The sequence below is a fragment of the Hoeflea algicola genome (assembly GCF_026619415.1).
Classification (GTDB): Bacteria; Pseudomonadota; Alphaproteobacteria; order Rhizobiales; family Rhizobiaceae; genus Hoeflea; species Hoeflea algicola.
Map to the genome: position 1 here is coordinate 531,216 of NZ_JAOVZR010000001.1, position 19,146 is coordinate 550,361.

18 protein-coding genes, 1 tRNA gene and 2 pseudogenes are annotated in these 19,146 nt (G+C 59.8%); 11 read left to right on the forward strand and 10 right to left on the reverse strand.

Going from position 1 to position 19,146, the window contains the following annotated elements:
• Nucleotides 1-46: 46 nt before the first annotated feature.
• Nucleotides 47-772 carry a lipoyl(octanoyl) transferase LipB gene (lipB, locus tag OEG84_RS02710; RefSeq protein ID WP_267652306.1) on the reverse strand — a complete coding sequence of 242 codons (726 nt, stop codon included), beginning with the start codon at nucleotides 770-772 and terminating at the stop codon, nucleotides 47-49.
• 227 nt (nucleotides 773-999) lie between these two features.
• Between lipB and OEG84_RS02715 the strand changes: the two genes are divergently transcribed.
• Nucleotides 1,000-1,084: transfer RNA gene (locus OEG84_RS02715), tRNA-Leu, on the forward strand.
• 72 nt (nucleotides 1,085-1,156) lie between these two features.
• On the opposite strand, the gene OEG84_RS02720 is transcribed toward OEG84_RS02715, so the two are convergent.
• The 5 genes from OEG84_RS02720 to OEG84_RS02740 form a co-directional block, all read right to left on the reverse strand.
• Nucleotides 1,157-1,408, reverse strand: a complete 252-nt coding sequence (locus OEG84_RS02720; RefSeq protein ID WP_267652307.1) for a hypothetical protein — start codon at nucleotides 1,406-1,408, stop codon at nucleotides 1,157-1,159.
• Between the two features lie 336 nt (nucleotides 1,409-1,744).
• Nucleotides 1,745-2,044 carry a hypothetical protein gene (locus OEG84_RS02725; RefSeq protein WP_267652308.1) on the reverse strand — a complete coding sequence of 100 codons (300 nt, stop codon included), beginning with the start codon at nucleotides 2,042-2,044 and terminating at the stop codon, nucleotides 1,745-1,747.
• A 109-nt stretch (nucleotides 2,045-2,153) separates the two neighbouring features.
• Complete coding sequence (locus OEG84_RS02730) at nucleotides 2,154-2,456, reverse strand: hypothetical protein (protein WP_267652309.1); 303 nt, start codon at nucleotides 2,454-2,456, stop codon at nucleotides 2,154-2,156.
• A 611-nt stretch (nucleotides 2,457-3,067) separates the two neighbouring features.
• A complete protein-coding gene (locus OEG84_RS02735) occupies nucleotides 3,068-3,793 on the reverse strand; it encodes a DsbA family oxidoreductase (protein WP_267652310.1) in 726 nt (241 codons plus the stop codon).
• A gap of 17 nt (nucleotides 3,794-3,810) precedes the next feature.
• Nucleotides 3,811-5,634, reverse strand: coding sequence for an extracellular solute-binding protein (locus tag OEG84_RS02740; protein WP_425602887.1), 1,824 nt, complete (start codon nucleotides 5,632-5,634; stop codon nucleotides 3,811-3,813).
• A gap of 299 nt (nucleotides 5,635-5,933) precedes the next feature.
• Here OEG84_RS02740 and OEG84_RS02745 point away from each other — a divergent pair, with 299 nt between their 5' ends.
• Nucleotides 5,934-6,542, forward strand: a complete 609-nt coding sequence (locus tag OEG84_RS02745; RefSeq protein WP_267652312.1) for an invasion associated locus B family protein — start codon at nucleotides 5,934-5,936, stop codon at nucleotides 6,540-6,542.
• A gap of 239 nt (nucleotides 6,543-6,781) precedes the next feature.
• On the opposite strand, the gene hspQ is transcribed toward OEG84_RS02745, so the two are convergent.
• Nucleotides 6,782-7,111 carry a heat shock protein HspQ gene (gene hspQ, locus OEG84_RS02750; RefSeq protein ID WP_267652313.1) on the reverse strand — a complete coding sequence of 110 codons (330 nt, stop codon included), beginning with the start codon at nucleotides 7,109-7,111 and terminating at the stop codon, nucleotides 6,782-6,784.
• Nucleotides 7,112-7,261: 150 nt separating this feature from the next.
• Here hspQ and OEG84_RS02755 point away from each other — a divergent pair, with 150 nt between their 5' ends.
• Entirely contained in the window at nucleotides 7,262-8,227 is a 966-nt protein-coding gene (locus tag OEG84_RS02755) for an AEC family transporter (RefSeq protein ID WP_267652314.1), read from the forward strand.
• Here OEG84_RS02755 and OEG84_RS02760 read toward each other — a convergent pair.
• Nucleotides 8,201-9,414 (reverse strand): annotated as a pseudogene (locus OEG84_RS02760) (UbiH/UbiF family hydroxylase). The gene OEG84_RS02755 and the pseudogene OEG84_RS02760 overlap by 27 nt on opposite strands.
• A gap of 95 nt (nucleotides 9,415-9,509) precedes the next feature.
• Between OEG84_RS02760 and OEG84_RS02765 the strand changes: the two are divergent.
• Genes OEG84_RS02765 through OEG84_RS02780 form a run of 4 tightly spaced genes read left to right on the forward strand, consistent with a single transcriptional unit; the run spans nucleotide 9,510 to nucleotide 12,864 of the window.
• On the forward strand, nucleotides 9,510-10,442 hold the full coding sequence (locus OEG84_RS02765; protein WP_267652315.1) for a DUF2182 domain-containing protein: 933 nt from the start codon (nucleotides 9,510-9,512) through the stop codon (nucleotides 10,440-10,442).
• A 14-nt stretch (nucleotides 10,443-10,456) separates the two neighbouring features.
• A complete protein-coding gene (locus OEG84_RS02770; RefSeq protein WP_267652316.1) occupies nucleotides 10,457-11,074 on the forward strand; it encodes a DUF1326 domain-containing protein in 618 nt (205 codons plus the stop codon).
• 36 nt (nucleotides 11,075-11,110) lie between these two features.
• Nucleotides 11,111-11,848 (forward strand): phosphatidylcholine synthase, encoded by a 738-nt coding sequence (pcsA, locus tag OEG84_RS02775; protein ID WP_267652317.1) that lies wholly within the window; start codon nucleotides 11,111-11,113, stop codon nucleotides 11,846-11,848.
• A gap of 41 nt (nucleotides 11,849-11,889) precedes the next feature.
• Entirely contained in the window at nucleotides 11,890-12,864 is a 975-nt protein-coding gene (locus tag OEG84_RS02780) for a quinone oxidoreductase family protein (RefSeq protein WP_267652318.1), read from the forward strand.
• Between the two features lies 1 nt (nucleotide 12,865).
• Here the strand turns inward: OEG84_RS02780 and OEG84_RS02785 are convergent, their stop codons facing one another.
• A complete protein-coding gene (locus OEG84_RS02785; RefSeq protein ID WP_267652319.1) occupies nucleotides 12,866-13,084 on the reverse strand; it encodes a hypothetical protein in 219 nt (72 codons plus the stop codon).
• A gap of 123 nt (nucleotides 13,085-13,207) precedes the next feature.
• Here OEG84_RS02785 and OEG84_RS02790 point away from each other — a divergent pair.
• The 4 genes and pseudogenes from OEG84_RS02790 to OEG84_RS02805 all read left to right on the forward strand — a co-directional run bounded on the left by OEG84_RS02790 (nucleotide 13,208) and on the right by OEG84_RS02805 (nucleotide 17,898).
• Nucleotides 13,208-14,744: pseudogene (locus tag OEG84_RS02790) on the forward strand (ABC transporter ATP-binding protein).
• Nucleotides 14,734-15,828, forward strand: a complete 1,095-nt coding sequence (locus OEG84_RS02795; protein ID WP_267652320.1) for an ABC transporter permease — start codon at nucleotides 14,734-14,736, stop codon at nucleotides 15,826-15,828. Before OEG84_RS02790 ends, OEG84_RS02795 begins: the two are co-directional and overlap by 11 nt.
• Complete coding sequence (locus tag OEG84_RS02800) at nucleotides 15,828-16,748, forward strand: ABC transporter permease (RefSeq protein ID WP_267652321.1); 921 nt, start codon at nucleotides 15,828-15,830, stop codon at nucleotides 16,746-16,748. Before OEG84_RS02795 ends, OEG84_RS02800 begins: the two co-directional genes overlap by 1 nt.
• Before the next feature lie 79 nt (nucleotides 16,749-16,827).
• Nucleotides 16,828-17,898 carry a BMP family ABC transporter substrate-binding protein gene (locus OEG84_RS02805; RefSeq protein WP_267652322.1) on the forward strand — a complete coding sequence of 357 codons (1,071 nt, stop codon included), beginning with the start codon at nucleotides 16,828-16,830 and terminating at the stop codon, nucleotides 17,896-17,898.
• An 84-nt stretch (nucleotides 17,899-17,982) separates the two neighbouring features.
• On the opposite strand, the gene OEG84_RS02810 is transcribed toward OEG84_RS02805, so the two are convergent.
• Nucleotides 17,983-19,101: an acyltransferase family protein gene (locus tag OEG84_RS02810; protein ID WP_267652323.1), complete on the reverse strand. Its 1,119-nt coding sequence runs from the start codon at nucleotides 19,099-19,101 to the stop codon at nucleotides 17,983-17,985.
• Nucleotides 19,102-19,146 lie beyond the last annotated feature (45 nt).

Genomic DNA, 19,146 nt, shown 5'->3' on the forward strand with positions numbered 1-19,146 from the left:
CGTGGAATTTGGCGATTCGCCGCACCGACGACACCGTCCGGACGGTTCAGCCCGGGTGGTCGATGACGGTAGGCCCGAAAATGGTCTCGAACGCGTCGCGTAGGCGAATGTCGGATTCGTGCATCGGTATCGGCAAGCCAAGATCGACAAGGCTCGTCACCCCGTGTTCGCGTACGCCGCAGGGCACGATGCCTGAAAAATGTTCAAGGTCCGGGTCCACATTCAGCGCAAGTCCGTGAAAACTTACCCATTTGCGCAGACGGATGCCGATGGCAGCGATCTTGTCCTCGGCCATGCTGTCATCGCCAAGCCGGGGCTTGTCCGGGCGGCGCACCCAGACGCCAACCCGGTCTTCGCGCCGCTCGCCGGTTACATTCATGCTTGCCAGCGTGGTGATGATGACGGCTTCCATGGCCGAGACGAAGGCGCGCACATCCTGCCGCCGGCGCTTGAGATCAAGCATTACGTAAGCCACTCGCTGGCCCGGGCCGTGATAGGTGAATTCGCCGCCGCGTCCGGTCTCGAACACCTCGAACCGGTCAGGTGCCACCAGGTCTTCGGGTTTGGCGCTGGTGCCGGCGGTGTAAAGCGGCGGGTGCTCGACCAGCCAGACCAGCTCGTCGGCAGCGCCTGCGGCAATCTTGGCCGCCTCAGTCTCCATCAATTCGACGGCTTGAGGGTATGGGGTCAGCCCCTCGGATACACGCCAGCGTACGGCAGGGCTGCCAGCATGGGCGAAAAACCGGGTTTCCAATGTGTCGCGTTGGGTCATGCTGCCTGTCTAATGAGAATCAGCCGCGAAGCAAACCACTTTGATGAGGTGATCTGCGCGGGCCGTGTTTCAGCCCTGGTGCCAGCCGCGCAAGCACTTGTCGCGGCTTTTAAAATCCGCAGCGACAGATGCTTGTCGGCTACAGTCATTTTTGTCAGGAATGCGCTTGTGCAGTGCATGACCATTTGCTACATGCAGCGCGCCGACAGATTTCGGCTCTACCACGTGCGGTCGTGGCGGAATTGGTAGACGCGCAGCGTTGAGGTCGCTGTGGGGCAACCCGTGGAAGTTCGAGTCTTCTCGACCGCACCATAAAACACCCGCTTCGGCGGGTTTTTTTGTGTCTGAAGATCCTTGAAAATATTGGCATATTTGTGCATTCGCTTAAAGCCAGCAGCCGCCCGCTGCAATGCGGCGGTATGGACCCCACAAAAATGGGCCTTTAACGCCGAATTTGATGATTTCGCGATCTCTGTCAGGCATCTTTTTGCTTTGGCGATTGCAGCCGAAAGGCCAGGGCGCGGGAAAATTACCAAGCGGGAGGATGGCGGCGACCAGTGCTGGTGTGGGCGTTTTTAGCCATATGTAGACGCTGACCCCACCGGCTTCGAGAATCAGGTCGTTCGTTGTCTCCACACCGCAATCGAGATGGACCGCATGGCAGGGAGCCGGTGCGATCTGGGTTGATGCCCATCAGAGAGAACTTGCCGGCTAGACTTCAATCGACCAGCCCACACAGGCAAAAACTCCGCCTTTTCAAGCGGGGTTTCGCGCGGTGCGCCCGTCATCGGACGGATTTCGGTGTCGGGCGTCGCTGATGCACGTCGTGTCCAAATGAGTTCAATTTGAACGATACCGTCCTGCATCAAGTCAAGCTGGAGGGCAGGGAGTGCCTGTAATCATGGCCGCGGCCGTCAGCAAGCGGATGACGCCGGTCGGGAGGAAACCGGCGCCATCCGTCAGGCTTGTGTCTTAGCGTGTGAAGTGCGGCGAACCGTCGTTGCCGGCACGGTCGTAACGGACCTGGTCGTTGGCGACATCGCCGATCGAGGCGGTCGTGGTGTAATCGACGCCAGCAACCGAAGCCTGAAAGCTCGGCGAACCGTCCTGACCTGCACGGTCATAGCTGACCAGATCGTTGGAAACACCAACAGCATAATTGACCTGGCCCTGAACCGACGGGACGTCATAGGCGTCCATGGCGGTCGAAGCGGCAAAAGCGCCGGTGGAAGCAGCAAGGGTGAAGCCGAGGGCGATGATGATCTTGTTCATGGTCTTATCCTTTGAATCTGGGTCGCGTCTTGGGAGGACTGCGTAAAGATGATGTCTGCGGGGGAAGGGATCAGCGGAGCGAAAGGTCCGCCGATCCAGGTCTCAATTGTTAGTTGGCAAAGCGCGGCGAACCGTCATTGCCGGCGCGGTCATAGATGATCTGGTCGTTGGAAACGCCGCCGATGGAAGCAGTGGCGGTGTAATCGATGCCGGTTGCGGCAGGAGCCAGGAAGCTCGGCGAGCCGTCATTGCCGGCACGGTCGTAGCTGACCAGGTCGTTGGCAACGCCAACAGCGTAAGTGATGTCGCCCTGCACGGCGGGGACGTCATAGGCGTCCATGGCAGTGGAAGCGGCAAAGGCGCCGGTGGAAGCAGCAAGGGTGAAGCCGAGGGCGATGATGATCTTGTTCATGGTCGTTATCCTTGTGAGGTGGAAAGCGGAAATCCGTATCCGTCTGTCCGGTTCGTGGGGCGGCCCGTTGGGTGAGCCGTGTTGTTCGATGACCTGAAGATGAGGCTTGTGCTGATGACTTGCGAACCACATGGCCGTGAGAACGGCGTGGGTCTGACGTGACTGGAAGGCTGAACGGGCAGGGGGTGCCAGGAAAGAACCAAGCAAACTCAACGGGTTGCATGGCATTTTCGGATGTGATCGGGGCCTCATTGTCAACCGCAGGCGACCCGGAGCGTTCACAATCGACGCGTCAAACAGTGAAAATGCCCCCAAAATCGGGACTGCACGGTTCAAAAACGGCTGTCGGTTTTTGGTGCCGACTGCGAAGGCGTGAGCCAGCAAGGGGCCATTGTCACGGCCGATCACGCGGTGCGTGATCAGGGCATGGCTTTCGTGATCGATTTGTCCGGCTTAGTCACCGCCATTCAGAGCGTTGCGCAGCAAAAAGCCCCGGCAGGCAAGGTTGCCGGGGCTCGAATTTCATCTGAAAATCGGTGTGGGCATGGCCCGCTAGACAATTCCCGCCGCTTCGCCGTCCGAACCGGCGCTGTCTGCCATCAAAAGCGGGCTTACGCCTCCGGCGTCTCGGAAGCTTCGGCCTCCTGCTTGGCCTTTTCGATGACGACCTTGCGCAGGGCGTCGGCCAGCGCCTCGGCCGGCTGGGCGCCGACAAGCGCGTATTTCATGTCGATGATAAAGCACGGAACGCCGGTCACGCCCATCTGCCGCGCCTGGTCGATCTCGGCGTTGACGGTGTCGCGGTCGGCATCGCCTGACAAAAGCCGTTCGATGACGGCCGGTTCGAGCCCGACCTGTTGGGCAGCCTCCACCAGCACCGCATCGTCGCCAATGTTCTTGCCCTCTTCGAAATAGGCCTTGAACAGGGTTTCGACCATCTTGTCCTGTGCTGCCAACCCCTCAGATCCGGCCCAACGGATCACCCGGTGGGCGTCAAGCGTATTGGCCGAAACCGGGATCTTGTCGAAGGCAAACGGAATCTGTTCGTCGGCACCTGCCGCGCGCACCGCCGCATAGGCCTGGTCTGCGCCCTCCGCGCCGCCAAATTTGTCCTCGAGATATTGCTGCCGGTCCTTGCCTTCCTTCGGCAATGTCGGGTCAAGCTGGTATGGTCGCCAGCGCACCTCGACGTCCATTTCCTGGCTGACATCGAGCAAGGCGGCTTCGAGCCGGCGCTTGCCGATATAACACCATGGGCACATGACATCGGAAACAATGTCGATGGTCAGCGAGGGGACGGTCATCAGGATACCTTTCTTGCCGGCTTTGTGCGGCATGAATTCTGGAAGCGGTTTTATGGATTGGCGGTTTTATCCCACCATGCCGGCAGATAGTAGCCATAAAGCGGCGGATCGCCTTCCGGGCCGACGATGCGGCTGCGGTGCGCCATCCAGGACTTGCCGAGGTGGAAGGTCGGGATCACATAATAACCCGACAGCAGCACACGGTCATAGGCGCGCACGGCTGAGTGAAAGTCTTCGGCGCTGCGGGCGTTGAGAAGCGCATCGATGGCCGCGTCGACCGCCGGACTGGCAACCCCGGCGAAATTGAATGAGCCTTCACGGTCGCGCGAATCCGACCCCCAGCGGCCGAGTTGCTCGGTGCCGGGCGACAGCGACGAAGTGAAGGCTTTCATGATCATGTCATAGTCGAAGGTCTGCGAGCGCTGCTGGTACTGCGCGTCGTCGACGGTGCGGATTGCCATTTCGATGCCAAGCGCTGCCAGCGAACGCTGATAGGCGACAGCGAGCTTTTCCTGTCCTTCATTCTGGGTCATCAGCGCAAAACTGAACGGCTTGCCGGATGGATCCAGCAACTGGCCGCTGTCGATCCGGTAGCCCGCATCCTGCAGCAGCGTCAGCGCGGCGCGGCTGATCTTGCGATCACGGCCCGATCCATCGGAGACCGGCAATTGCCAGGTGCCGTTCATGATGTCGTCTGAAACCGTGTCGGGAAAGGGCGCCAGAATTTCCCGCTCGCGCGCATCGGCAGGCTTGCCGTAGCTCGACAGATCCGATCCGTCCCAAAACGAATGGGTGCGCTTGTAGGTATTGTCGTAAAGGCTGCGATTGGCCCATTCGAAATCGAACATCATGGCCAGCGCGCGCCGTACCCGTACATCCGCAAAAATCGGGCGGCGGGTGTTGAAGACGAAGCCATACATGCCCGAGGGTGTGCGGCGGTCATATTCCTCACGCAGGATGTCGCCGTTCTCGACCGCCGAAAAATCGTAGCCGCGGCTCCAGTTGGTAGCGCTGCCGTCGGGATAGACATCGAATACGCCTTTCTTGAAAGCTTCGAACTGGGCGGTCTCCGAAAGAAAATATTCGACCGAGATCTCGTCGTAATTGTCGATCCCGCGCTTGATCGGCAGGTCCTTGGCCCAGTAGTCCGGGCGCCGCGTGAAGGTGATGCGCTCGCCGGGCTTGATCTCGCTGATCAGATAGGGGCCGGAGCCGATCCCCGGTTCCAGTGTCGATTGGTCGAAATTCTCAGCATCGGTGGCGTGCTTTGGAAGCACTGGTGACAGTGATAGAATCAGCGGAAATTCCCGATTGGATGTCTCGTTGAAGGTGAAACGCACCGACAGATCCGAGATCTTTTCCATCTTGGCGACACGGTTAAGCCGGGTGCTGTAGGGCGGCCGTCCCTTGTCACGCAGCAATTCCATGGTGAAGATCACGTCGTCGGCGGTAACCGGCTTGCCATCCGACCAGCGCGCCAGCGGGTTGAGATTGTACTGGATGAAGCTGCGCTCCTCGTCCCATTCAACGGATTCGGCCAGCAGGCCATAGAGCGTGAAGGGTTCATCCTGGGAGCGCTGCATCAGCGTCTCATAGATCAGATTGCCGTATTCCGGGTCGACCACGCCGCGGGCGCTGGTGCGCATGCTTCTGACGATGAAGGGACGGACGCTGTCGAAACTGCCGACCACGCCATAGGCAATGCGCCCGCCCTTTGGGGCGTCCGGATTGACATAGGGCAGGTGCGTAAAATCTGCAGGTAACGCTGGTTCGCCATGCATGGCGATGGCATGCACCGGTTCGGCGCGCGTTTGCGAAACCAACGAGGGCGCAGCAATGAGGCTCGCGGCCAGGACAGAAAATGCTGCCAGCATTCGTTTCATTGTCTATCCTTCCAGGATTGCAACCAGGGGCACCGGAGGCCGATTCCCGTGGCGAGACTATACGCCAGCCGGGAACCAGACCACCGTATGGGCCCATTGCGGCCGATTTTTTACGGTTCATCGGGCCCGCGGGCTGGATATTGTGGGCATCCCGCGTTAACAGGTAGCCGAGAGAGCCTTGCTGTCGCCGCATTTTCAATCGAGAAGGCGCGACCGATGCACGATGACGCGGGAAACCGCGCGAACCGATTGGCGCCCCACGGGGCGTGTTTCAGGAGACTTGGATGTCAATGAACGCCACCACGAAGACCGTTTTTGCAGCCGTCATGTCCGTCGGCCTCGCCGCTGCGTTCACGCCGGCCCCCGCATCGGCCCAGGGCGCGAACCAGGGTTGGTACAAGACCTGCACCAAGCAGGAAGACAATGATGTGTGCGTTGTGCAGAACATTGTCACAGCCCCCACCGGCCAGCTTCTTACCGCCATTGGCCTGATCAATGTGACCGGCAAGGTCAACCGCAAGATCCTTCAGATCACCGTGCCGACCGCTCGCCTGATCCAGCCGGGCATCAATCTGCAGGTGGATGGCGGCCAGGCCCAGCGCGTCGAATACGCGATCTGCATGCCGGAAACCTGCGTTGCGGAAATCCTGCTGACCGACGCCATGATTGCTTCCTACAAGAAGGGTGGCGAATTGGTGCTGACTTCGGTCAACTATCAGCGCACGCCGAACCCGCTGAAAATTTCGCTCGAAGGCTTTACCCAGGCGTGGGACGGCGATCCGGTCGCCCAGTCCGAACTTCAGGAACGTCAGCGTCTGCTGCAGGAAGAAATGACGAAGAAGGCCGACGAAGCGCGCAAGAAGCTCGAAGAAGCTCAGGCCGCCGCCAAAAAGAACTGATTTCAGCAAGGTCTCGACCATCAAGCCCGGATGCGCCAGCGCCTCCGGGCTTTTTCGTAGCTGCTAACTGAGAAAAGTGCTGGCGGGGCTTGATCACATTCCGCTTTAACACCGGAATCGTGGTGATCTCGATTTGAGCGCTGAACCCTTAATTGCCGGTCCGGCGTACATCTCTGCCTGTGCTTCGCAACACCCAATCCGGCTCGATTTGAGTTCGCTCATCCCGCTCATAGCGACCGTTAGTGGCTGATGCGTTCCTTGGGACGATAGAGGCCATCGACCTGCGCGTCGAAGAAATCGGCCAGATGGGGATGGCGCAACGGTTTGGTGTTGTCATCGTCGAGCAGGTTTTGCTCCGATACATAGGCCACGTATTCGGTGTCGTCGTTTTCCGCCAGCAGATGATAGAACGGCTGATCCTTGCGGGGCCGCACATTTTCGGGAATGGCATTCCACCATTCTTCGCTGTTGGCAAAGACCGGATCGACATCAAAAATAACGCCGCGGAACGGGAAGACCCGGTGCTTGACGACCTGGCCGATTTGGAATTTTGCAAGTTTGAACGACATGTCTTTTTTCCTTTGGCCTCTAAAGATGGGGTATTTGACGAAAAGATCAAGTTTCCGGCCTTGACGGAACCGGACGGGGAACCTAGCCCGGGGTGGCGGCTCCTCCCGAAAACCGTTGCATCAATCAACCCGCGAACACGAGCGTAATTCATGGCGGAAATCACAGGTCTGGTGCTGCCCTTCTTCGGCTTGATCCTGCTCGGCTATATCACCGCGCGCATTACCAAGCAGCCGGAAGTGGCGATGGGGTGGCTCAACACCTTCATCATTTACGTGTCATTGCCGGCTCTGTTCTTCAAATTGCTCTCGCGAACCCCGATCGAACAGCTGGCGCGCTGGGACTACGTGCTGACCAGCATGGTGGTCACCTATACGATATTTGCGCTGGTATTCGCCGCCAGCATCCTGATACGCCGCGCGGCGATCGGCGAAGCTACCGTGCAGGGGCTGGCCGGAGCCTATGGCAATATTGGTTATATGGGCCCCGGAATTGCCATCCTGGCCTTCGGCGAACAGGCCGCCGTACCGGTGGCGCTTATCTTCTGCTTTGAAAACATCATGCATTTCACCATCGCGCCGATGATGATGGCTCTTGCTGGTGGCGACAAGCGCGGTCCCGCAGCACTGGCGCTCGGGGTAGTGCGCAAGATTGCCTTTCACCCGTTCATTCTTGCCACTGCGGTGGGCGTTGCCGCCGCCGCGCTGCATTTCACACCGCCGCTGCCGGTCACCCGGCTGATCGATTATCTGGCCCAGGCCGCGGCCCCTTGTGCGCTGTTTGCTATGGGCGTGACGCTGGCGTTACGACCGCTCAAGCGGATTCCGGTGGAACTCGGTTTCATCGTGCCGATGAAGCTGATCGTGCACCCGGTGCTGATGTATGTGGGGCTGAGCGCGGTCGGCGATTTCGAACCGGTCTGGGTCTACACAGCGGTGCTGCTGGCCTCGCTGCCAACAGCAACCAACGTGTTCGTGATCGCGCAGCAATATTCGACCTGGGTCGAGCGCGCTTCCGCCACCGTTCTGGTCACCACGGTGGCAAGTGTTGCTACGGTCTCGACGCTGTTGTGGCTGATCACCAGTGCAACGCTACCGCCCGACCTGTTCCCGGGTTGACGCTGTATCCGGCGTGCGGGCGTTCTTGCGCCAGCCCGGGGTCATGCCCTGGCGCATCGCCAGCAGCCTCAGTGGGCCAATCGCCGAAAGCGCCGCCAGCCCGCCGGCGCGCAGCGCCTGCATCGGCAGAAACGAACTCAACAACGCCCTGTTCAAGAGGTCGACGCCGGCGGTCCGGCTGGTGACATCAAACCTGCGCTGACGGTTGAAGGCGGTGACGGCCTCAGTGGCGTGTTCGGGGCCACCAGCCTCGGCGAGCGACGTGATCGCCTGCATGATATCGCGCAGCCCGAGATTGAGGCCTTGCGCACCGATCGGGGAAAGGCGTGGCCGGTCTCGCCGACCAGCATGGTTCTGCCGATGCCGAATTTCTCGGCAATCAGGCTCGATAGCGGCCAGGCCTGAATGCCGTCCTCGACCCCGACTGACCCGAGAATGGAGCACATTCGTGCCTCCACCTCGGCATTGAGGCGTTCGCGCGGCCAGGCCAGGATTTCGTCGACCTGATCGGGCTTGACTGCCCAGACCAGACTGGAGCGTCGCCCGGGCAGGGGAACTTGAGTGAATGGACCGCGCTCGGTGTGAAATTCGGTGGAGGTGTCGGCATGGTCGAGACGATGGGAAAAATTCATTACCAGCGCCGATTGCGGATAGGACCAGGTCTTGACCTTGATGCCGACTGCTTCGCGCAGGGTGGATTTGCGGCCATCGGCGGCAAGCGCTGCGCTGGCGTCGATCCGGGTTCCATCGGCGAGCGTCAGGGTGACCGCGTTATCGGATTGGCTGGCCTCCACGAGCGGACTTTCAAATCGCTCAACCAGGGCAGCTTCCCCGATAGCAACCTGTAGCGCCTCGAACAACGGCTTGTTGGGGATGTTGTAGCCAAAGGCGTCCAAATCGATCTCGGAGGCTTGAAATGACACCGGCGGCGCGCGCAACAACCGGGTGGTCCCGTCAAGAATGCGCATGGTGCGCAGCGGTGCCGAAACCGGCCGGACACTCTCCCAGATGCCTAAATTCGTGAGCAGATCGATTGATTCCGACAGCAAGGCGGTGGTGCGTTGGTCTTGCCGCGGCGGCGGCGGCGCGATGAAGGCCACCCGCCATCCCTTGGCAGCCGCAGCCAGTGCTGCGACTGATCCGGCCAGGCCGCCGCCTACGACGGCGATATCATGCTGTAGCTGCATATGTTTTACCCTTCGGACCTTCATTGGCGATTGCGCTTGAAGTACATGTTCCCTTACATCTTGGGAGCAACGAACTCCATGGGATCATTTGGCGCATGTTTACGCCGTCCGGCAACCCCGACCCGCTTGAAGGCCGGTTCGATCATCTCGATCGGTCGGGCCAGACCATTGCCACGCTGAGCCGAAAGCCGTTGTGGCTGGTCATGGCGATGGCGATCCTCACGACGGCGATTGCCTGGTGGTTGCTGCTGTCGATGGCAGGGGCCGTCGCCGGATTCGAAGGGTCTGCGCGCCCGTTGGGGCCCGGGATGTCGTTGATTGCCCGGTTCCTTCCGGTCGATTCTGGATCGTTTGCGGCCAGGATCGCTGATCTGTGCCTGTCAGCCGATTCCGGAGCGCTGCTTTCGGGCGGCGGGACGATTGGGATTTATCTGGCGCTGGTGATGATGTGGACCGCGATGGCGGCGGCAATGATGCTGCCGACTGCTGCGCCGATGATTCGCACCTATTCCGAGATCGCTGACACCGCCGCCGCACGCGGCGATCCTGTGGTTCACCCGCTGGTGTTGGCCTCGGGCTACCTTTTTGTCTGGAGTCTTGCCGCTATCCTTTTCGCCTCAGCCCAGATGACGGTGACATCGTTTACCGGCACTACTGCGGCCGAGCCGGTCAAGGGCGTGGTGGCGGGGTTGATCCTCTTTGGCGCGGGCGCCTATCAATTCACACCGCTGAAGGAGGCCTGCCTGAGCAAGTGCCGCAATCCGTTCACCACGCTGTTTGCGCGCTGGCGCTCGAGCACTCTGGGCGTGTTCCGGTTGGGCATGGAGCAGGGAGTATGGTGCCTCGGCTGCTGCTGGGCCATGATGTTGATCATGCTTGCAGTGGGCAGCATGAATGTGGTCTGGATGGCGGCGCTAACCCTGTTTACGTTTGTCGAAAAAACAGGAACCGGTCGGGTGACAAGTCGCCTCGGCGGCGCGATAGTGAGTTTTTGGGGCGTGGCGCTGATTTGGAGCGCGGTGAACTGATGCGGGAGACATGAATGGCTGATGTGGAATGGGCCTTGAAGGGCGAATTGGTGCTGTCGTGCAATTGCACCGTGTTTTGCCCCTGCGTGATATCGCTAGGCCAGCATCCCCCGACCGAAGGCTACTGCCAGACCTGGGCCGGCTTCCGCGTGGATAACGGCTATTATGGCGACACCGACCTTTCCGGGCTCAATCTCGGCCTGATCATGGAAATTCCGGGCTATATGAGTCGCGGCAACTGGACCGCGGGTCTGTTTGTCGACAAGCGCGCGTCGATCTACGCAACCAAGGCCTTCACCAAGATTTTCACCGGCAAGGCCGGTGGCACGACCGGGCTGTTGTCGATCCTCGTAGGCAATTTTCTGGGCGTTCAGCAAGTGCCGATCAGCTATGAGGTCGAGGACAAGAAGAGGATCGTCAAGATTCCCAAGATCATCGACGGCGTGGTCTCGCCGATTCCCGGCAGGAAACATGGCGAGGACACGGTGATCTCCAATTCTGAATACTGGATTGCACCGGAAATCATCGTCGCCAAGTCGGAGCGCTCGAAGATGCGCGCCTTTGGCCGCAACTGGAATTTTGCCGGGCGTTCGGCAGAAATCTGCGCACTCGACTGGAGCGGCCCCAATTAGGGCCTCCGGTCGCTGGTCGAGGAGGGCATAGGCGGCATGAAACTTCCATTCAAATACCGCCGCGTGCCTTATGCGGAGATTCGCGCATTCTCGGTTCACATCCTGACCGCCAGTGGCTCGTTCATGGCGTTTCTGGCGCTGGTGGCGGCTGCCGAGGGTCGGTTCATCGATCTGTGGTGGTGGCTCGGCGTTGCGCTGCTGATTGACGGCATTGACGGGCCGATCGCCCGCAAGCTCAATGTCAAGGAAGTGCTGCCGAACTGGTCAGGCGTCATGCTCGACAACGTCATCGATTATGTCACCTATGTGCTGATTCCTGCGTTTGCGCTGTATCAGAGCGGCATGATCGGCGAACCGCTATCGTTTGTCGCTGCCGGACTGATCGTCATGTCGAGCGCGATCTATTACGCCGACACGGGCATGAAAACCGAAGAAAATTTCTTCTCCGGGTTCCCTGTGGTCTGGAACATGCTGGTGTTCACGCTGTTTGTCATCAATGCCTCCGAAACGGTGGCGTTTCTGATCGTACTGGCGGCGGTGATCATGACATTCCTGCCGATCTTCTTTCTGCATCCGGTGCGGGTGATACGGCTCAGACCAGTGAACCTGACCATTTTTTCGGTCTGGTCGGTGCTGTCTGGCTATGCATTGCTGCTGCATTTCGAAAGCCCGGATTGGCTGATGTGGGCGGTGATGCTGACTGGCGCCTATTTGTTTGTGATTGGCGGGGTCATGCAGATGTTCCCCGCACTCGGCCGCCGTCCGCCGGCCTGAGCAAGATCTGTGCGGACGATACTTCCAGGGAGAATGGTGAGATGAAAGCAATCGTGGTGTCCAGTCATGGCGGTCCCGAGGTTCTCGAATGGCGCGACCATCCGGTCGGCGATCCGGGGCCGGGCGAGGTCCGGATCAGGCACGAGGCGGTGGGACTCAATTTCATCGATGTCTATTTCCGAACCGGGCTCTACCCGGCGCCCAACGGCCTGCCGCTGGTGCCCGGCAATGAAGCCGTCGGCGTCATCACCGCCGTTGGCGAAGGTGTTTCGACATTGAAGCAAGGCGATCGGGTTGCCTATGTCGGGCCGCTCGGCGCCTATGCCGAAGAGCGCGTGATCCTCGCCGATCGTTTGGTCAAAATCCCCGACAGCATCGAGTTTGATATTGCAGCTGCGATGATGCTCAAGGGAATGACGGCCGAATATTTGCTCCGGCGCACATTCGAGGTCAAAGCTGGCGACACGATCCTGTTTCATGCCGCTGCCGGCGGTGTCGGCCTGATTGCCGGTCAATGGGCCAAGGCGCTTGGCGCCACCGTGATCGGCACAGTCGGCTCGTCGGAGAAGGCGGCGCTGGCTTCGGCCAACGGCTATGATCATGTAATCAACTACCGCACCGAGGATTTTGTTGGCCGGGTCAAGGAGATCACCGGCGGCAAGGGCGCCGATGTGGTTTATGATTCGGTGGGCAAGGATACGTTTCCCGGATCGCTCGATTGCCTGCGACCACGCGGCTTGTGGGTGAGCTTCGGCCAGTCGTCAGGTCCGATTGGTCCGATCGATTTCGGCATTTTGGCAAAGAAAGGCTCGCTGTTTGCGACCCGGCCGTCGGTGTTCACCTACACTGCAAGCCGCGCAGATCTCGAAACGTCGGCACAATCGCTGTTTGACGTTGTTTCGCGTGGCATTGTGAAAATAGGTGTCAATCAGCGCTACCCGCTCGCCGAGGCAGCCCGCGCCCATGCCGATCTGGAAGCCCGCAAGACCACCGGCACCACCGTTCTGACCCTCTGAATCAGGCGGAACTCACCGGCGTCTGGTTTGAAACACTCGTAGGGGAAAGTTGAAAAGCAAAGGCGGCCATTGCCTTTTTCGGAAGATCGGAAATTCCCATCCGTTGAAAATATTCGGAATTTTCGATCCCGTAGCTCTTGTGCGGCGCACAAATATTTCGTTTGATAGCGGTTCGCATTGCCCGTCGGATGGCCGCCGGTCCCTTGAATTTGTGGATCATATGGTGGAGCGTGTTTTCGCACTTACGGGAGGAGCGCCGCATTTGGCGAAGCTGGCAAGTGCAGATTTCAGGGGGTGACGTGCAAAACCAAACGAGCAATACGCCGCTGTTGGAAACCAGGGGCTGACCAAGGTTTTCGGAAGCCTGAGGGCTTGCGATAGCATTGATCTCAAGATTGCGCCGGGAGAGGTGCACGCGCTGTTGGGAGAAAACGGCGCCGGCAAATCGACCCTCGTGAAAATGCTGTTCGGGGTTCTCGACCCCAGCGGCGGAGAGATTTTGTGGAAGGGCAAGCCAGTCCGGATTGGCAGCCCGGGAGAGGCTCGTGCCACCGGCGTGGGCATGGTGTTCCAGCATTTTTCGTTGTTTGAAGCGTTGACAGTGGCGGAAAACATTGCGCTGGCGCTCGACGGCAATGTGCCGATCGACAAGATTTCCGAGGAAGCGCGGCGGCTGTCGATCGAATATGGCTTGCCGCTCGACCCTTCTGCCCATGTCGCCGATCTTTCGGTGGGCGAACGTCAGCGAGATCGAAATCGTGCGCTCGCTGCTGCAGAACCCTGAACTGATCATCCTTGACGAACCGACTTCGGTGTTGACCCCGCAGGAAGCGGACAAGTTGTTCGAAACACTCGCCAAGTTTAAAGCCGAGGGTCGCTCGGTGCTTTATATCAGTCACCGGCTTGAGGAAGTGCAACGCATTTGCGACCGGGCCACGGTGTTACGTCATGGCAAGGTGACGGGTGCTTGTGACCCACGCCAGGAGACACCGTCTTCACTTGCGCGGATGATGGTGGGTGGCGAAGTTGCCGAAATTTCCGGCGCCGGTCTCGGCGAACCGGGTGATGTGCTGGTGGAGGTTCAAAAACTTTCTGCTCCCGCGCTGACGCCCTTCTCGGTGGCCTTGCGCGATGTCGACCTTTCGGTTCGGGCCGGCGAAGTGATCGCCATTGCCGGTGTCGCCGGTAACGGACAGAGCGAACTGTTTGATGTGCTTTCCGGTGAGGTGACTGTTTCGGATGCGAATTCGATTCGTATCTCGGGCGTTGCCGCGGGCCATATGGGTATTACCGCGCGCCGGCTCATGGGCTGCGGATTTGTGCCGGAAGAACGCCATGGTCACGCGGCGGTGCCAGACATGAATTTGAGCGGAAACCTGGTGCTTTCGCGCTATGCCTCGGACCGCAAGACGTTCCTCACAGGCGGCTGGTTGGGGTTGATCAACAATGGTCCCGTGGCGACCGCCACCAAGCGGATATCGGAGGCGATGGATGTGCGCAAATCGCTGGAGGATCCGCCGGCGGGGTCGCTGTCAGGCGGCAATCTGCAGAAGTTCATTGTCGGTCGTGAACTCGACCGCCAGCCGGTAGTGCTTGTGGTCAATCAACCGACCTGGGGAGTCGACGCTGGTGCCGCCAGCCGCATCCGCCAGGCGCTGGTCGATCTGGCCAAGAGCGGGTCGGCGGTCATCGTCATCAGCCAGGATCTCGACGAAGTGTTCGAGATTGCCAGCAGCATTTCCGTGATCAATGAGGGCCAGCTCTCGAATCCAGAGCCGGCCGCGAACATGACACGGGAACGGATAGGATTGTTGATGGGGGGCTTTCACGACGGCACCGCCCGGACAGACAACGCGCCGGAGGCAAGCCATGCACATTGAATTGCAGAAACGGCCGGTGCCTTCACGGCTTTTCGCCGTGCTGTCACCCTTCATCGCGCTCGGCCTGACGCTAGTTGCGGGCGCAATCCTGTTCATGGCGCTGGGCAAAAACCCGTTCGACGCGCTTTACAGCTTTTTCATCGAGCCGCTGACCGAGATCTGGTCGCTGCACGAATTGACGATCAAGGCGGCGCCGCTGATCCTGATCGCCGTCGGTCTGTCGGTCTGTTACCGGTCCAACAACTGGAATATTGGTGCCGAAGGGCAGTTCATCATGGGCGGTATTGCCGGCTCGCTGGTGCCTATCCTCATGCCCGGGTTCCAGACCTGGCTGACTTTGCCGCTGATGCTGTTGCTTGGCATGGCCGGCGGCGCCGCATGGGGTGCCATCCCGGCCTACCTCAAGACCCGCTTCAACACCAACGAGATCCTCACCAGCCTAATGCTGGTCTACACCGCGCAGCTGTTTCTGGACTGGTTGGCCCGCGGTATGTTCAGGGATCCCAATGGAAACAATTTCCCGGGCTCCGTCCGGTTTCCTGCGGCCGCGCAATTGCCCGAGATCATGCCATCGGCGGGCGGCGCGCATTATGGCATCGTGCTCGCCATCATCGCCGCTATCATCGCCTGGTTCATGCTGCGCTACACGCTTAACGGCTTCGAGGTCCGGGTGCTTGGCGCCAATCCGCGGGCAGGGCGCTTTGCCGGATTCTCGCAGAAAAGGATGACCTTCTTCGCGTTCCTGCTCTCGGGCGGACTCGCTGGTCTTGCCGGAATCGCCGAGGTTAGCGGCGCCATCGGCCAATTGCGCGAGACGATATCGCCCGGTTATGGCTTCACGGCGATCATCGTCGCCTTTCTTGGACGCCTCAATCCGTTGGGGGCGATTGCAGCTGGCTTCATGCTGGCACTGACTTACCTTGGCGGTGAGGCAGCACAGATGACGCTTGGTGTCTCCGACAAGGTCGGGCGTGTGTTCCAGGGATTGCTGCTTTTCTTCGTGCTCGGTTGCGACACGCTCATTCATTACCAGGTGCGGCTGGTGTGGCGTAAAGCCACGGCAGCAGCCGGAGGCCAGGCCTGATGGACATTGCTCAAAACATATTATTGACGATCATGACGGCAGCTACGCCGTTACTGATCGCCGCCATCGGTGAACTGGTGGTCGAGCGCTCCGGCGTGCTCAACCTGGGTGTCGAGGGCATGATGGTAATCGGCGCTGTCTGCGGCTTCGCGGCCACGGCGCTGAGCGGATCGCCTTGGATCGGCATGCTCGCTGCGGTGGCTGCCGGTGCGGTCTTTTCGTTGGCGTTCGGTGTGCTGACTTTGTCGCTGGCCGCCAATCAGGTTGCCACCGGCCTGTCGCTGACGCTGCTCGGTCTCGGTCTGTCAGGGATGATCGGTGAGAGTTTTGTCGGCTCGGCGGGCGTCAAGCTTGGCAGCCTCCACATTCCGGTGCTGACCGACATCCCGCTGATCGGGCGGCTTGTTTTCGGCCAGGATCCGATCTTCTACATATCGCTGGTCCTGACGGGTGGCGTTGCCTGGTTCCTGTTCCGGACGCGGGCCGGGCTGACCCTCCGCGCCGTTGGCGACAATCATGCCTCGGCGCATGCGCTGGGCATCAATGTGCTCAAGATCCGTTATCTGGCGGTGATGTTTGGCGGCGCCTGTGCCGGTCTTGCCGGTGCGCATCTTTCGCTGGTCTATACGCCGCAATGGGTGGAGAACATGACCGCGGGGCGGGGCTGGATCGCGCTGGCGCTGGTTGTGTTTGCCTCCTGGCGGCCGTGGCGGGTTCTCGGTGGCGCTTATCTGTTCGGCGCCGTATCGATCGGCCAGTTGCATGCCCAGGCGCTCGGTTTCGGTATTCCGTCGCAATTCCTGTCGGCCTTGCCCTATGTTGCGACCATCGTCGTGCTGGTGATCATTTCACGCGACCGGCGCTTGACACTGATGAACACTCCAGCTTCGCTGGGCAAAGCCTTTGTGCCGGACCGGTAGTCCTGATCGATTCGCGCACCAACGACAAAATTCCAATTCCATCCGGCCAAGCCGGAGGAGCAACAGAGAGGTGGACTAAATGAAAAAAATCGTTTTTGCACTGGCTGCAACATTCGCAGCGACAGCCGGGACAAGCGCGCTGGCTGCCGACCCGTACAAGGCATGCTTTATCTATGTCGGTTCGAAGACCGATGGCGGCTGGACCCAGGCGCATGAAATCGGCCGCCAGTACGCCCAGGAAAAGCTTGGCGACAAGGTCGAAATGGTGGCGCTCGAAAATGTTCCGGAAGGTCCGGATGCCGAGCGCGCCATCGAACGCTTCGCCCGTTCCGGCTGCGGCATCATCTTCACCACATCCTTTGGCTTCATGGACCAGACCTTGGCAATTGCCGCCAAGTTCCCGGACGTGAAATTCGAACACGCCACCGGCTACAAAACCGCGCCGAACGTGACCACCTACAATGCGCGCTTCTATGAAGGCCGCTACATCATCGGCCAGATTGCCGGCAAGATGTCGAAGACCGGCGTTGCCGGCTACATCGCCTCGTTCCCGATCCCGGAAGTGGTCATGGGCATCAACGGGTTCCTCACCGGCGCCCGTTCGGTCAATCCTGATTTCAAACTCAAGGTTGTGTGGGTCAACAGCTGGTTTGACGCCGGCAAGGAAGCTGATGCTGCCAAGGCGCTGATCGATCAGGGCGTGGACATCATCACCCAGCACACCGATTCGACTGGCCCGATGCAGGTTGCCGAAGAACGCGGCATCAAGGCGTTCGGTCAGGCATTCGACCAGATCAAGGCCGGCCCGACCGCGCAGTTGACCGCCATCGAAGACACCTGGGGTCCCTATTACGAAAAGCAGATCGCTGCGGCGATGGACGGCACCTGGAAGGGTGGCGAATCTTCCTGGGACGGCCTCAAGGACGGCATTCTCACCATGGCGGAATACACCAACATGCCTGACGATGTGAAGGCGATGGCAGAAGCCACCGAAGCCGGCATCAAGGATGGCTCCATCCACCCCTTCACCGGCCCGATCAACAAGCAGGACGGTACCGTCTGGCTCAAGGACGGTGAAGTTTCTGACGATGGCACGCTCTTGGGCATGAATTTCTACGTCGAAGGCGTTGACGACAAGCTGCCGCAATAAGCGACGGCTCGAAGTTCACAGATAAAAGATCAGGGGCGGCCGTTAGGGCCGCCCCTTCTCGTTCCGGGGTGATTTATGATTTTATTATTCCGCCGGAACTGAAAGACGCGCCGCGGTTCGGGGCAGGTAGCGTGCGGCGGGCGAGAACAATGCGCGGATGATACGGCGGCCGCCCGGTTCGATGCGGGCGTAGATCCACCAACTCACCGCCAGCGACAGCACGGTAGCGAGGGCCAACGCCGACCATTTGCCAATGCCGGGGGCGGTCAGGTTGATCAGGATGTAGCCGGCATTCTGATGGACCAGGTAGAGCGGGTAGCTGATGCCACCCAGCGCCAGCATCCAGGCGCTTGCCTTGAAGCGCCTGCCGAGCGTCGCCGCCATCAGGAACAGTGTGATGATAGCGAGGTTTGCCAAGGCCGTGCTGGTGGCCGAACCGGCTTCACCAAGCCGGGCGATGACGTCAAGCCGTTGCACTTCCGCCGCATGCAGCGTCAGCACCAACGCCAAACCGGCAAGAAACAATCGAAAAGTACTCGGTCCGTGCGAAGTCATCCGCCAAATCAGAGCGCCAAAGGCGAAATAGGCACCATATTCGGTGAGGAACAGCAATTCGAACGGGCGAGAGCCGATAAACAGATTGTTGGCGACAACCAGACTCAACCAGACCGCCAGCGCCAGATCGGTATGGCGTGGCAATACCCCGGTAAACAGACCGATCATCACCCAGGCGTAAAACAGCAATTCGATGACAATCGACCAGTAAGCCCCATCCATGAAGTTCTGGCCGAACAATGGCGCCAGCATGGTCAGGTTTGCCAGCCATTGCGCAAAACTGGTGGTCAGCGGCGGCGTCGCCCACATCGCCATCGTGATGGCGGTAATCGTCATGGCCACCAGATGCGCGGGATAGAGCCGGGCCAGCCGGCTGAACGAAAATCCGTACCAATCGCGGCCGGATGCCGACCAGATGATGACGTAGCCCGAGATCATGAAAAACAGATTGACGCCGAGATAGCCCAGCGAAATGGCGTCGCCCGCCGCGCCATAGGACTGGTCGAGATAATTGCCTTCAATCGCGCCGCGATAGAGAAAGTGGTAAAACACCACCATCATAGCGGCAGCAAACCTCAACAGATCAAGCAACCCGTTTCTGTGGCCGTGCCCGGTAGTTCGGTCGATGGATGATGGGAAGTTACGCATCTCGATCTCCTCCACAGGATGGGGAGATCATACCGCAAACTGAAA

Bases quoted from the DNA above. Each gene is read 5' to 3' on its own strand.
- OEG84_RS02735 (WP_267652310.1), bottom strand. From the start codon at position 3,793: ATGCCGCACAAAGCCGGCAAGAAAGGTATCCTGATGACCGTCCCCTCG.
- pcsA (WP_267652317.1), top strand. From the start codon at position 11,111: ATGAAACTTCCATTCAAATACCGCCGCGTGCCTTATGCGGAGATTCGC.
- OEG84_RS02770 (WP_267652316.1), top strand. From the start codon at position 10,457: ATGGCTGATGTGGAATGGGCCTTGAAGGGCGAATTGGTGCTGTCGTGC.
- OEG84_RS02755 (WP_267652314.1), top strand. From the start codon at position 7,262: ATGGCGGAAATCACAGGTCTGGTGCTGCCCTTCTTCGGCTTGATCCTG.
- OEG84_RS02765 (WP_267652315.1), top strand. From the start codon at position 9,510: ATGTTTACGCCGTCCGGCAACCCCGACCCGCTTGAAGGCCGGTTCGAT.
- OEG84_RS02800 (WP_267652321.1), top strand. From the start codon at position 15,828: ATGGACATTGCTCAAAACATATTATTGACGATCATGACGGCAGCTACG.
- OEG84_RS02725 (WP_267652308.1), bottom strand. From the start codon at position 2,044: ATGAACAAGATCATCATCGCCCTCGGCTTCACCCTTGCTGCTTCCACC.
- OEG84_RS02780 (WP_267652318.1), top strand. From the start codon at position 11,890: ATGAAAGCAATCGTGGTGTCCAGTCATGGCGGTCCCGAGGTTCTCGAA.
- OEG84_RS02730 (WP_267652309.1), bottom strand. From the start codon at position 2,456: ATGAACAAGATCATCATCGCCCTCGGCTTCACCCTTGCTGCTTCCACC.
- OEG84_RS02810 (WP_267652323.1), bottom strand. From the start codon at position 19,101: ATGCGTAACTTCCCATCATCCATCGACCGAACTACCGGGCACGGCCAC.
- OEG84_RS02785 (WP_267652319.1), bottom strand. From the start codon at position 13,084: ATGATCCACAAATTCAAGGGACCGGCGGCCATCCGACGGGCAATGCGA.
- OEG84_RS02740 (WP_425602887.1), bottom strand. From the start codon at position 5,634: ATGCTGGCAGCATTTTCTGTCCTGGCCGCGAGCCTCATTGCTGCGCCC.
- hspQ (WP_267652313.1), bottom strand. From the start codon at position 7,111: ATGTCGTTCAAACTTGCAAAATTCCAAATCGGCCAGGTCGTCAAGCAC.
- OEG84_RS02745 (WP_267652312.1), top strand. From the start codon at position 5,934: ATGAACGCCACCACGAAGACCGTTTTTGCAGCCGTCATGTCCGTCGGC.
- lipB (WP_267652306.1), bottom strand. From the start codon at position 772: ATGACCCAACGCGACACATTGGAAACCCGGTTTTTCGCCCATGCTGGC.
- OEG84_RS02795 (WP_267652320.1), top strand. From the start codon at position 14,734: ATGCACATTGAATTGCAGAAACGGCCGGTGCCTTCACGGCTTTTCGCC.
- OEG84_RS02805 (WP_267652322.1), top strand. From the start codon at position 16,828: ATGAAAAAAATCGTTTTTGCACTGGCTGCAACATTCGCAGCGACAGCC.